Below are 12136 nucleotides of genomic sequence, written 5' to 3'. Positions count from 1 at the left end.
CGGTAAGGGTTCCTGCGCCGCACATCAGGTCAGGGGGCCAAACGGTCGCCACGCGCGCGTACGTCGATCTCGCGCCTCGCTGATCCGTCGGCGAGCGGCCGGGCCGTGGCCAGCCCCGCCAGTAGGCCCGCGCCCACCGAGACCGAGGTGAAGCTGAGCGCGTTGCCGACCGCGGCGATCGCCGCCACCGCCGTCAGAGCGGCCCCCGCGGTCAGCGCGACCGGGGTGGGACGCGCGGTGCGCCACAGCGCGAACAGCATCCAGCAGAAGGCCGCCGCCAGCAGGATCACACCGACGGCACCCTGCTCTGCCGCCACCTGCAAGGGCGCCGAGTGGGGCTTGCCGTCGGACAGCAGCGTCTCGGTCGCGGTCGCACTGAGCTCCCCGAACCGTGCCGGGCCCACGCCCAGGCCGGGGTCCTCGCGCGCCAGGTGCAGGGCGTCCCGCCACAGCTGGATGCGGTGCGCCGTCAGCTGACCCTCCAGCCACGAGGCGAATCCGCCGCGCACCGCGCTCCCGGCGACCGCCAAGATCAAGCCGGAGACCGCGGTGGCGGCCACGGCCAGTCCCGCGATGCCCAGACCGCGATGGTGCATGTGGCCGGCGGCGAGCGAGCACAGTACGACGGCGGTGCAGGCGACGAAGCCCGAGGTCGAGCCGAGGACGGCCGCGGTCACCGCGATTGCGGCGGCCAGGGCGCGCAGGGCCAGTCGCAGGGCGGTCGCCGAGGCGGCCCACGCGGCGCAGCACGCGGCACCGGCGGAGAGGGTGAGTACGGCGGCGGTGGCCCCGGCGTGTCCCAGCGGGGTGACGATCTGCGGCCCGGGAGCCAGATGCGGGACCGTCAGCGTGAGCCCCACTCCGGCCAGGGCTCCCGCGCAGGGCGCGGCGACCGGCAGGAGCGCCCCGCCGATCCGTCCCGCGGCATAGCCTGCGGCCACGGCGAGGATCGCCAGCAGGACACCCTCGGGCCGGCCGCCGTGCACGGCCGCCGAGACCAGCGACCATGTGGCACAGGCCCCCAGGACCACCACGCCGGCCGCATCAGAAACGTTTCGTCTGTCCCCGTCCTCACTCGGACCTACCGCAGACGCCATCCCCGTGACACCCACCCCGCCCCCCGAACCCGGTCCCCCGACCTGTTGCGGACCCCGGCCGCCGGCCTGACCGGCCAGTACGACTGAGACTCCGGCATACCGTAACTGCTGATGGCTGATTTGTGGACGTCTCGTGCAGAAACGATGCGTCGTGCGAGTGGGCAGGAGACGGCCCCGTCGTCCGAGCTCGGCCGCGGTGAGGACGCGTGCGCCGGCGCGGGCCCGCCGCCGTGGTCGGGGTGCGTGGGCCAAGGGTGCCGGGGCCGGACCGCGCTGTCGGTGCCGAGGTCAACCGCCGTACACTCCCGGAGTGACCGTCACCGCAACTTCCGTGGGCGAGTCGGACCAGCTGCAGCCGCAGACCGCGCCCGCCTCGCGCGCGGCACGGCTCGTGCGCCTGGTTCCGGCCCTCGCCGCGGCGCTCTCCGGAGTGCTGCTCTACGTCAGTTTCCCGCCGCGCACCCTGTGGTGGCTGGCCCTGCCGGCCTTCGCCGTCTTCGGCTGGGTGCTGCGCGGCCGTAGCTGGAAGGCGGCTCTCGGCCTCGGCTATCTCTTCGGCCTCGGCTTCCTGCTGCCGCTGCTGGTGTGGACCGGAGTGGAGGTCGGGCCCGGCCCCTGGATCGCGCTGGTCGTGATCGAGGCGGTCTTCGTCGCGCTGGTCGGCGTGGGAGTCGCCGCGGTGTCGAAGCTGCCGGGCTGGCCGGTGTGGGCGGCGGCGCTGTGGATCGCCGGAGAGGCGGCACGCGCGCGTGCGCCGTTCAACGGCTTCCCCTGGGGCAAGATCGCGTTCGGCCAGGCCGACGGTGTCTTCCTGCCGCTCGCCGCGGTGGGCGGCACGCCCGTCCTCGGCTTCGCGGTCGTCCTGTGCGGCTTCGGGCTCTGCGAGGCCGTACGCCTGGTCGTGGAGCGGCGGCGCACCCGGGCCGTCCAGCGATCCGCCGCGGCCGTGGCCCTGCTGAGTGTGGCCGTACCGGTCGTGGGCGCCGTGGCCGCACGGCCGCTGGTGAGCGACAAGGCCGAGAACGGCACCGCCACCGTCGCGGTCATCCAGGGCAACGTGCCGCGCGCGGGACTGGACTTCAACGCCCAGCGCCGGGCCGTACTGGACTACCACGCGCGCGAGACCGAGCGCCTGGCCGCCCAGGTCAAGGCGGGCAAGGTCGAGCGGCCCGACTTCGTGCTCTGGCCCGAGAACTCCTCCGACATCGACCCCTTCGCCAACGCCGACGCCCGCGCCGTCATCGACGCGGCCGCCAAGGCGATCGGCGCGCCCATCTCGGTCGGTGGCGTCGTCGAGCGGGACGGCAAGCTGCTCAACGAACAGATCCTGTGGGACCCGGCCAAGGGGCCCGTCGACAGCTACGACAAGCGGCAGATCCAGCCATTCGGTGAGTACCTGCCGTTGCGCTCCATCGTCGGGGCGATCAACGAGAACTGGACCTCCATGGTCCGCAAGGACTTCAGCCGCGGCAGCGAGCCGGGAGTGTTCACCATGGACGGCGCCAAGGTCGGCCTCGTCACCTGCTACGAGGCAGCCTTCGACTGGACCGTGCGCTCCGAGGTCGTCGACGGCGCGCAGATGATCTCCGTGCCGAGCAACAACGCCACGTTCGACCGCAGCGAGATGACCTACCAGCAGCTCGCCATGTCCCGGGTCCGCGCCGTGGAGCACAGCCGGACCGTCACCGTCCCGGTGACCAGCGGCGTGAGCGCCATCATCATGCCGGACGGAAAGATCACGCAGAAGACGGGCATGTTCGTGGCCGACTCGCTGGTCCAGAAGGTGCCGCTGCGCTCCTCCGAGACGCCCGCCACCAAGCTCGGCATCCTGCCGGAGATCGCCCTGCTGCTGGTCGCCGCGGGCGGTCTCGGCTGGACGATCGGCGCGGGGCTGCGGGCGCGGCGCGCCGACCACGTGTAGACGACATGTAGCCGACCACGTGTAGACGTGTAGGGGTACGCGCCCGTCGCCGCCCCCCGGAAATCGCCGGGGGGTGCCGGCCCCGTCCCATTAGGGTCGGGGCCATGGCTACTCCTGACTTCATTCGTACGATCCGGGCTTCCGCCGGTCACCAGTTGCTGTGGCTCCCCGGGGTCAGTGCCGTCGTCTTCGACGACGAGGGACGGGTCCTGCTGGGGCAGCGCGCGGACAACCACAAGTGGACGGTGATCAACGGCATCCCGGACCCGGGGGAGCAGCCGGCTGACGCCGCCGTGCGGGAGGTGTACGAGGAGACGGGCGTCCGCTGTGTCGCCGAGCGGGTCGTTCTGGTCAGGTCGGGGCGTGAGGTCACCTACCCCAACGGCGACATGTGCCAGTTCATGGACATCACCTTCCGCTGCCGGGCGGTCGGCGGCGAGGCACGTGTGAACGACGACGAGTCCCTGCAGGTGGGCTGGTTCGAGGTGGACGCACTGCCCGCGATGGACGAGAGCCAGTTGTTCCGGATCAAGCAGGCACTGGCAGATGAACCCACGTGGTTCGAGCCCATGAGTTCGAACTGAACTGTGGGCTGTGACCATATGTGGGCAGGGGAGGGCGCCGCCTAGGGTCGAGCCATGACCCCGCCCAGCGCTCTCCCGGCCCACGACTCCACCCGGTCCTCCTCGCTCGACCTCGGTGGCCGCACTGCCCTTGTCACCGGTGCCGCAGGTGGCATCGGCCGCGCGTGTGCGCTTCGGCTCGCTGCCGCGGGAGCCAAGGTGAGGGCGGTCGACCGGGACGGCGCGGGCCTGGAGGCACTCGCCGAGGGGGCGCGGACCCTGGCGGGCACGGTCGAGCCGCATGTCCTCGACCTCACCGATCTGGAGGCCGCCGAACTCGCCGCCGCAGGCACGGACGTCCTGGTCAACAACGCCGGGCTGCAACTGGTGCGTCCCATCGAGGACTTCCCGCCCGATGTCTTCCACACGGTGCTCACCGTGATGCTGGAGGCGCCGTTCCGGCTCATCCGTGGTGCCCTGCCCCATATGTATGGGCAGGGCTGGGGCCGGATCGTCAATGTGTCCTCCGTACATGGGCTGCGTGCCTCTGCCTTCAAGTCGGCCTATGTGGCCGCCAAACATGGCCTGGAGGGACTCTCCAAGACCGCAGCCCTGGAGGGCGCACCCCATGGAGTCACCTCGAACTGTGTGAACCCTGCCTATGTGCGCACCCCACTGGTCGAGAAGCAGATCGCCGACCAGGCCCGGGCACACGGCATCCCCGAGGAGCGGGTGCTGTCCGAGGTTCTGCTTCAGGACAGCGCGGTCAAACGGCTCATCGAACCGGAGGAGGTCGCGGAGGCCGTGGCATACCTGTGCAGCCCGCAGGCATCCTTCGTGACAGGGACGTCGCTGGTCCTCGACGGCGGCTGGACCGCTCACTGACGTGCCCGCGACATGCACGCTTGATCGAACATCCGGCCGACGCCCGAGTTATCCACAGGGCTGACGGGGTGGCGGTGCGATGAGCAATCCTGTGGGCATGTCCCGCGATCACGTGCAACCAGCCGAGCGCTCCGCCGCCGCGGCCAGATCGCCCCTGAGCAGCGCCGAGGCTCCGTTCCTCGAACTGCTGGCCAGGGGCGCATCCGCCGACGCCTACGAGCAGCCGGTGCTGCTCGCGCGCGCCGAGGGCAGACCGACCGAGCAGATCGTCGCCCTCGAACAGGCCAAGTTGATCGCGCTGCGGGTGCGCTCCGAGCTGGAAGGGCGGCGCAGGCGCGAGGCCGAGCTGTCGGCCCTCTTCGAAACGGCCCACGACCTGGCCGGCCTGCGGGACCTGGACTCCGTACTGCAGGCGATCGTGCAGCGCGCCCGGTCGCTGCTCGGCACGGACGTCGCCTATCTCAGCCTGAACGACCCGGCCCGGGGCGACACCTATATGCGGGTGACCGAGGGCTCGGTCGCCGCCCGGTTCCAGCAGCTGCGGCTCGGCATGGGGGAGGGCCTCGGCGGGCTCGTCGCGCAGACCGCCCGTCCCTATGTCACCGACGACTACTTCAAGGACGACCGCTTCCAGCACACGCTCGCCATCGACGCGGGCGTGCGGGACGAGGGGCTGGTCGCCATCCTCGGGGTGCCGCTGATGCTGGGACACCATGTGATCGGGGTCCTCTTCGCGGCGGACCGGCGGGCCCGGGTCTTCGAGCGCGAACAGATCGCGCTGCTCGGCTCCTTCGCCGCTCTCGCCGCGGCCGCCATCGACACGGCGAACCTGCTCACCGAGACCCGCTCGGCCCTGGCCGACCTGGAGCGGGCCAACGAGATCATCCAGGACCGCAGCGGAGTCATCGAACGAGCCTCCGACGTGCACGACCGGCTCGCCGAACTCGTGCTGCGCGGCGGCGGGGTGCACGACGTGGCCGCCGCGGTCTCCGAAGTCCTCGACGGCACCGTCGAGTTCGCGGAGGCCGCGGTCGCACCGGCCGGCGCCCTGGAGGCCTCGCGCGCCGAAGGCCACGCGGTACGGCACGCGGACGACTGGATCGCCGCGGTGGCCGCGGGCGGCGAACTGCTCGGCGCACTGGTGCTGCGCGGTCACCCCGGCCTCGACCCCGTCGACCAGCGCACGCTGGAGCGGGCCGCGATGGTCACCTCCCTCCTGCTCCTCGCCCGCCGCTCCGCCGCCGAGGCCGAACAGCGCGTCCGGGGCGAGCTGTTGGACGATCTGCTCGACGCCCGCGACCGTGACCCACGCCTGCTGCGCGAGCGCGCCTCGCGGCTGGACGCCGACCTCGACGCCACCCATGTCGTCCTCGCCGCCCGCCTCGACGCCACCGCGGCCGACGCCGACCAGGAGGCGGCCGCCCGCAGACGCCTGTGGTCCGCCGCCTCCCACCTCGCCGCGACCCGGCACGGCCTGGCCGCCGCCCGCGACGGCGGCACGGTGCTGCTCCTGCCCCTCGAAGCCTCGGACACGGCCGCAGCCCTCGCCCGCCGCACCGCCCGGCATCTCGGCACGGCCGTCCACGAGGCGGTCACCGTCGGCGCCTCCGCCCCGGTCGAGGACCTGGCCGCCCACCCCGACGCCGTGGCCGCCGCCTACGGGGAGGGCCGGCGCTGCCTGGACGCCCTGCGACTGCTCGGCCGCTCCGGGGACGGCGCCGCTGCCGAGGACTTCGGCTTCCTGGGACTGCTGCTGGCCGGGGACCGGGACATCGCCGGCTTCGTCGGCCGTACGATCGGCCAGGTCGTCGCATACGACGAACGGCGCGGCACCGACCTGCTGCGCACGCTCGACGCCTACTTCGCCTGCGGGATGAGCCCGGCCCGCACCAAGGACGAACTGCATGTCCATGTGAACACGGTCGCCCAGCGTCTGGAGCGCGTCGGCCGTCTCCTCGGCGACGACTGGCAGAGCCCCGCCCGCACCCTGGAGATCCAACTGGCCCTGCGGCTGCACCGGTTGTCGGCACCGGCACAGCGCTGACCCCCGCACGCACGGGCGTACGGGGGTCGGTCGTGGTGGGGGGGAGCCGTTTGCTGAGGCTCGCCCGAGGCGGCCAGGGGGCAGATGGTCAGAGGGTGCGCGCACCGGCCGTTCGAGCCGTTGCCGGCTCCGCGTCGGTGGCCGGCTCGATGTCGGCCAGATCCCGGTGGCGGGTCTCCTTGGCGGCGCCGACCGCGATCACCGTCAGGAGGGACGCGGCGATGACGTACAGGGCGATCGGGGTGGAGCTGCCGTAGTCCGACAGCAGCGCGGTGGCGATCAGCGGTGCGGGAGCGCCCGCCGCGACCGAGGCGAACTGGGCGCCGATCGAGGCACCGGAGTAGCGCATCCGGGTCGCGAACATCTCGGAGAAGAAGGCGGCCTGGGGCGCGTACATGGCGCCGTGCAGCACCAGACCCACGGTCACGGCGAGAAGCAGGTTGCCGAAGCCGCCGGTGTCGATGAGCGAGAAGAACGGGAACATCCACAGTCCCACGCCGGCCGCGCCGAGCAGATAGACGGGACGCCGACCGACACGGTCGGACAGCGCGCCCCACGCCGGGATGACGGCGAAGTGCACGGCGGAGGCGATGAGTACGGCGTTGAGGGCGGTCTGCTTGGAGACGCCGGCCGAGGTGGTGGCGTACACGAGGATGAACGCGGTGATGACGTAGTAGCTGATGTTCTCCGCCATGCGTGCGCCCATCGCCACCAGGATGTCCCGCCAGTGGTGGCGCAGCACGGAGACCAGCGGCAGTCGCTCGGCATCGGCCTTGTGCGCCGCCTTGCGGGCCTCGGCCTGCGCCAACGCCCGCTGAAAGACAGGGGATTCATCGACAGAGAGACGAATCCACAAGCCGATGATCACCAGCACACCGGAGAGCAGGAACGGGATCCGCCAGCCCCAGCTGACGAAAGCGGCGTCCGACAGCAGTGCCGTCAACAGGGACAGCACGCCGGTCGCCAACAACTGCCCCGCGGGCGCGCCGGTCTGCGGCCACGAGGCCCAGAAGCCGCGCCGCCGCGCGTCCCCGTGCTCGGACACGAGCAGCACGGCCCCACCCCACTCACCCCCGAGCGCGAAGCCCTGCACCAGCCGCAGCACGGTCAGCAGTACGGGCGCGGCGGCCCCGATGGTCGCGTGCGTCGGGAGCAGCCCGATCGCGAAGGTCGCCCCACCCATCAGCAGCAGACTCAGCACCAGCAACTTCTTACGGCCGAGCCGGTCGCCGTAGTGCCCGAAGACCAGCGCGCCCAGCGGCCGGGCGGCGAATCCGACGGCGTACGTCAGGAAGGAGAGCAGGGTGCCGACGAGCGGGTCGGAGTCCGGGAAGAACAGCTTGTTGAAGACAAGGGCGGCGGCGGAGCCGTAGAGGAAGAAGTCGTACCACTCGATGGTGGTGCCGATGAGGCTGGCGGCGACGATGCGACGGAGGTTCGCGGGTGGTGGGGGAGCGGTGGTTCCGGGGGCCATGTGCGCCACTTCCTCGTGTGCGGTGGGGACGGGTGGGTGTTCGCACACGGTAGGAATCTGCTGGTCAGGGGCACATGTGGTGGGACTACATAGTTCGGGGGCGGGGTGTGCGTGCAGCCCCTATGTTGGTGCTTCGAGGGCCGATTTGAGGGCTTGGTCGGTGGCGGAACGGGCGCTGTCTGTGTTGCGCACTTCGGGTTGGTTGACGGGCGGGTTGGTTTGACGGGGGCGTGCTGACTCCCGTGCTGGTTGCCCCACTCCTGGTCCGGATCTTCCGAGACGGGATCCGGGTGGTGGTCATGGATGCCGGTTCTGTCCGGAATGGCAACGCGGTACCTGCTGGCGGCGGCTGACCGCCGGTCGACAGGCCCCTGCCGGCGCCGGCCCACCTGCGCTGCGGGCACCCCTCGGGCCGCGGGGCCCGCGACGCGGAGCGGGCAAGCCAGCACCGACGGGGGGCGGTCGGACGCCGATCTCGCGTTACGGAACATCAGTGGTGGCCTTCAACGCCTGTCACTTGCAGGTGCGGGCGCCGGTGGCGGCCGGGTCAGGTCAGTATGAGACTTGAAAGTCAGAGTGCTTCCATGCTTTTCCTCGTGTCCTCACGGCGGGACAGTTTTCTTTCGCGTGAGAGGGTAAAGAAGGAGGGTGGGTGAGAATGGAATGTTTTTCCCTCCTCTTGAACGGACGGGGAGTTGAAAAGGGATTCGTGACGGCCGCTGCCCGCGCGAAGTTCCCTGCTTCTCTTGGAGGTAAACCAAGAGATGGGTATCGTTATCCAACCGTTATTAATACTGGTCAGGGTGCGGTGTCTGTGACGTTTCAGCAGGTTGCGCTCAAGTTGCGGGCGTCCCGCTCCCCCTTCAGGTGCCGTGGCGTCGCAACGCTGGGGTGCGGGGTGTGCATGCTGCGCGGCCGGTGCGCATGTGACCGTACCGAACCGTCCTTGCCGAACCGTTTCTACGCGCGATGACCGAACCCACCCTGTGGGGGTACCGCAGTGTTTCCCCGCCTGTCCATGTCGTCGTTGACACCGGAATGCGGCCCACCTAATGTCGCCGGCAGCGGGGCAGAAATGAATCGACCATTTATCGCAAGGCCTTCTGTTTCTGTTCTGCGCTGTCGAATCTAATTTTCCGTGTTGACCGCTCAGGAGAAGACTTCGATGCTCCCCCACGCCAATCGGCCGGCCATGGTCGGCGGCCATTTGGAATTCCCGCGCAATGTCCGTCGTGGCGAGTGGCGGCCGAGTGCCCCGCAGCATGTCACCTGCATGGCGAGCCTGGACCCCGGTCTCAAGATAGAAGCGGCGAACGCCGACTTCTTCCGTCATATCGCCCGCTCCTCGACGGAGATCTGCGGACGCAGCATCTACGACGTCCTGCATCCGAGCGCGCGCAACATCCTCCCGAAACACTTCACACGTCTGTCCGACGGTCATGGCAGCCGCTTCGTCGAGCGCGTGGTCGCCATGCGCGGCCACGACCGGGTCTTCTCGGCGGAGATCACCGGCATCGCCGTGAAGGGAGAGAGGGACGACCTTTCCGGTGTCGTGGTCCTGATGAGCCCGGAGGACTGGTCGGCCGAGGCGGCAGAGGGGCCCGCCAAGCCGACGCCGATGCTCACGGCGCTGGATGCCCGCATTCTGGAGGGCGTCGCCACCGGCGCCTCGACGGTGCAGATGGCCTCACGTCTCTTTCTCAGCCGCCAAGGCGTGGAATACCACGTGGGGCTGATGCTCCGCCGGTTCAAGGCCCCCAACCGGGCCGCGCTCGTCTCCCGCGCCTACTCGATGGGCGTGCTCACCGTCGGCGCCTGGCCGCCCCGTGCCGTACCCGACTTCGTGAAGTGACCCTCCCTGCACCCGGTGTCGACGCCGGACTCCTGGCCGCGCCGGGGAGTCCGGCGTTTTCCATGGCCATGGCGGCCCGGGTGGAGCCATCGAGGCCGTGCCCGCACCCTCTCAGCGGCGGTGACCACCGATGCCCTCGTCGTCCGCGTCCGGCCACGACAGGTGCGCATCAGGGCCGTCCTTGATCCGGACGACCTCCCGCACACTCTTGTTGCCATGCAACGCCGACAGGTGAACTCCGGACCCGGAGACGTCCTCCATGTCCAACTGAAACCGGTCGAGATCGTTCATCAGTCTGCGGACGTACGGTGAGTCGCCCTTGGCCAGCCGCAATGATTCAAGGCTGCCGCGCAGCTTGACCAGTGCGCCGCGCAGGTCCGCCAGCTCCGCGTTCGTCATGCGTTCCCTCCGTCTTCTCCGGATGGGCCAGGACGCCGCCGCGTAAGCCGACCCCGGACCCGGACACGTCACCGCCGTCCCCCGAGCGGTGTTGCGCTCATTCAGGCGGGAGAAGCCGGACGAGCGCAATACTCGGCGGCCTCCTCCGCGTCATGTCTGGGCGTTTCCCGAAAACACCGTCCGAAGAATCCCCTTGCACTCCTGATGCACCTCAGGGCAGCGGGAATTTAGGGGCCGCCCTAGTCCATGCGCCCAAAGCGTGGGGAGCCCGGCGGTCCGTGATTCGCTGCCTGACACATGACCGGGCGGCTACGGCCGTCACCTACGCCGTGCACCGTACGCATGCCGTGCACACGCCGTACCCGACGTCTGCGGTCCACACAGGCTGGGCCAACAAGCTGGTGGAGTGGAATGAGCGAGTCAGAACGCACTCGGTACGGGCTCAACGCCGCGCCCCGGCGTGCCATCGCCGTCATCGGCCTGGCCTGCCGCTTGCCCGGCGCCCCGAACCCGGACGTCCTCTGGCGCCTGCTGCGTGCCGGAGACAGTGCTGTGCGTCCCACTCCCGCCGACCGGCTGAGGCTCGCCGACGCGTCCGTCGAGAACGCCTCCGATGACGAAACACCTCGCTGGGGAGGATTCCTCGACGAAGTCGACCGTTTCGACGCCGGCTTCTTCGGTATCGCGCCACGCGAGGCCGACACCATGGACCCCCAGCAGCGCCTCGCCCTCGAACTCGCCTGGGAGGCCCTGGAGGACTCCCGCATCATCCCCGCACACCTCGCTTCCACCAGCACCGGCGTGTTCATCGGGGCCGCTCACGACGACTACGCCACCCTGCTCCACGGGCTCGGACCCGAGAGCGTCACCCACCAGTCCTTCACCGGAACCCACCGCGCACTCGTCGCCAACAGGCTCTCGTACCTGCTCGGCCTGCGCGGCCCCAGTCTCACCCTCGACTCGGCGCAGTCGTCCTCCCTCGTCGCCCTCCACCTCGCCTGTGAGAGCCTGCGCAGCGGCGACAGCGACATCGCCCTCGTGGGCGGTGTCAACCTGCAACTCGCCCCGGAGAGCAGCCTGTACCCGCACCGATTCGGGGCGCTCTCGCCCGACGGCCGCTGCTACACCTTCGACGCCCGCGCCAACGGCTACGTCCGCGGCGAGGGCGGAGGCCTCGTCGTACTGAAGCCGCTCGACCGGGCCCTCGCCGACGGCGACCCCATCCGCGCCGTCATCCGCGGCAGCGCCGTCAATAACGACGGCGGAGGCAACACGCTCACTGCTCCGGATCCTCGCGCTCAGGAAGACGTGATCCGCCGTGCCCTGAGCAACGCCGGGGCGGCTCCGCATGACATCCAGTACGTCGAACTCCATGGAACCGGAACGCCGGTCGGAGACCCGGTGGAGGCGGCCGCCCTCGGCGCGGCCTTGGGCGAAGGAAGGGCGCTCGACCAGCCCCTGCGCGTCGGCTCGGTGAAGACCAACGTGGGCCATCTGGAGGGCGCGGCCGGAATCGCCGGCCTGCTCAAGACGGTACTGGCGCTCCAGCACCGCGAACTTCCGCCCAGCCTCAACTTCGAGACCCCCCACCCCGACATCCCCCTCGATGCCCTCCGCCTGCGGGTGCAGGACACCATCGGCCCATGGCCCGACCCCGACGCGCCCCTCATCGCTGGGGTGAGCGCCGTCGGGATGGGCGGGACCAATGCGCATGTGGTGCTGGAAGAGTCGCCGGTCGCGTCTGAGCCCGAGGTCGGGTCCGAGCCGGAGCCTGACGGTGCCGCTGGGCTGGTGTTTGCGGCTGGTGGTGTGGTGCCGTGGGTGGTGTCGGGTCGTGGTGGGGATGGGCTGGCCGGTCAGGCGGGTCGGTTGGCGTCGTATGTGGGTGCTGGTGCGGGTGG

General features: G+C 70.5%; 9 protein-coding genes. 6 read left to right on the top strand and 3 right to left on the bottom strand.

Annotated features, from left to right (window positions below; translation table 11 throughout):
- Positions 1 to 29: 29 nt before the first annotated feature.
- Positions 30 to 1097, bottom strand: coding sequence for an O-antigen ligase family protein (locus POF73_RS07785; RefSeq protein ID WP_443049457.1), 1068 nt, complete (start codon positions 1095 to 1097; stop codon positions 30 to 32).
- Between the two features lie 310 nt (positions 1098 to 1407).
- Between POF73_RS07785 and lnt the strand changes: the two genes are divergently transcribed.
- From lnt to POF73_RS07765, 4 genes are all read left to right on the top strand, one after another.
- Positions 1408 to 3018, top strand: a complete 1611-nt coding sequence (lnt, locus tag POF73_RS07780; RefSeq protein WP_272113779.1) for an apolipoprotein N-acyltransferase — start codon at positions 1408 to 1410, stop codon at positions 3016 to 3018.
- A 104-nt stretch (positions 3019 to 3122) separates the two neighbouring features.
- Positions 3123 to 3602: an NUDIX hydrolase gene (locus POF73_RS07775; RefSeq protein ID WP_272113778.1), complete on the top strand. Its 480-nt coding sequence runs from the start codon at positions 3123 to 3125 to the stop codon at positions 3600 to 3602.
- A gap of 54 nt (positions 3603 to 3656) precedes the next feature.
- Positions 3657 to 4466 carry a 3-hydroxybutyrate dehydrogenase gene (locus tag POF73_RS07770; protein ID WP_272113777.1) on the top strand — a complete coding sequence of 270 codons (810 nt, stop codon included), beginning with the start codon at positions 3657 to 3659 and terminating at the stop codon, positions 4464 to 4466.
- Positions 4467 to 4563: 97 nt separating this feature from the next.
- The gene (locus POF73_RS07765; protein WP_272113776.1) at positions 4564 to 6510 is read left to right on the top strand and encodes a helix-turn-helix domain-containing protein; all 1947 of its coding nucleotides are present in this window, start codon (positions 4564 to 4566) and stop codon (positions 6508 to 6510) included.
- Between the two features lie 88 nt (positions 6511 to 6598).
- On the opposite strand, the gene POF73_RS07760 is transcribed toward POF73_RS07765, so the two are convergent.
- Positions 6599 to 7984 carry an MFS transporter gene (locus tag POF73_RS07760; RefSeq protein WP_272113775.1) on the bottom strand — a complete coding sequence of 462 codons (1386 nt, stop codon included), beginning with the start codon at positions 7982 to 7984 and terminating at the stop codon, positions 6599 to 6601.
- Between the two features lie 1273 nt (positions 7985 to 9257).
- Here POF73_RS07760 and POF73_RS07755 point away from each other — a divergent pair.
- Positions 9258 to 9836 carry a helix-turn-helix transcriptional regulator gene (locus tag POF73_RS07755; protein WP_272113774.1) on the top strand — a complete coding sequence of 193 codons (579 nt, stop codon included), beginning with the start codon at positions 9258 to 9260 and terminating at the stop codon, positions 9834 to 9836.
- Between the two features lie 111 nt (positions 9837 to 9947).
- Here the strand turns inward: POF73_RS07755 and POF73_RS07750 are convergent, their stop codons facing one another.
- On the bottom strand, positions 9948 to 10235 hold the full coding sequence (locus POF73_RS07750) for a hypothetical protein (RefSeq protein ID WP_272113773.1): 288 nt from the start codon (positions 10233 to 10235) through the stop codon (positions 9948 to 9950).
- A 411-nt stretch (positions 10236 to 10646) separates the two neighbouring features.
- On the opposite strand from POF73_RS07750, the gene POF73_RS07745 reads away from it, so the two are divergent.
- Positions 10647 to 12136 (top strand): polyketide synthase (locus tag POF73_RS07745; RefSeq protein ID WP_272113772.1); only part of this gene is annotated, 1490 nt, incomplete at its 3' end.

Source organism: Streptomyces sp. HD (genome assembly GCF_028369295.1).
GTDB lineage: Bacteria > Actinomycetota > Actinomycetes > Streptomycetales > Streptomycetaceae > Streptomyces.
The sequence above is the reverse complement of the archived record's forward strand: the minus strand, read 5'-3'. Positions and strand labels throughout refer to the sequence as shown.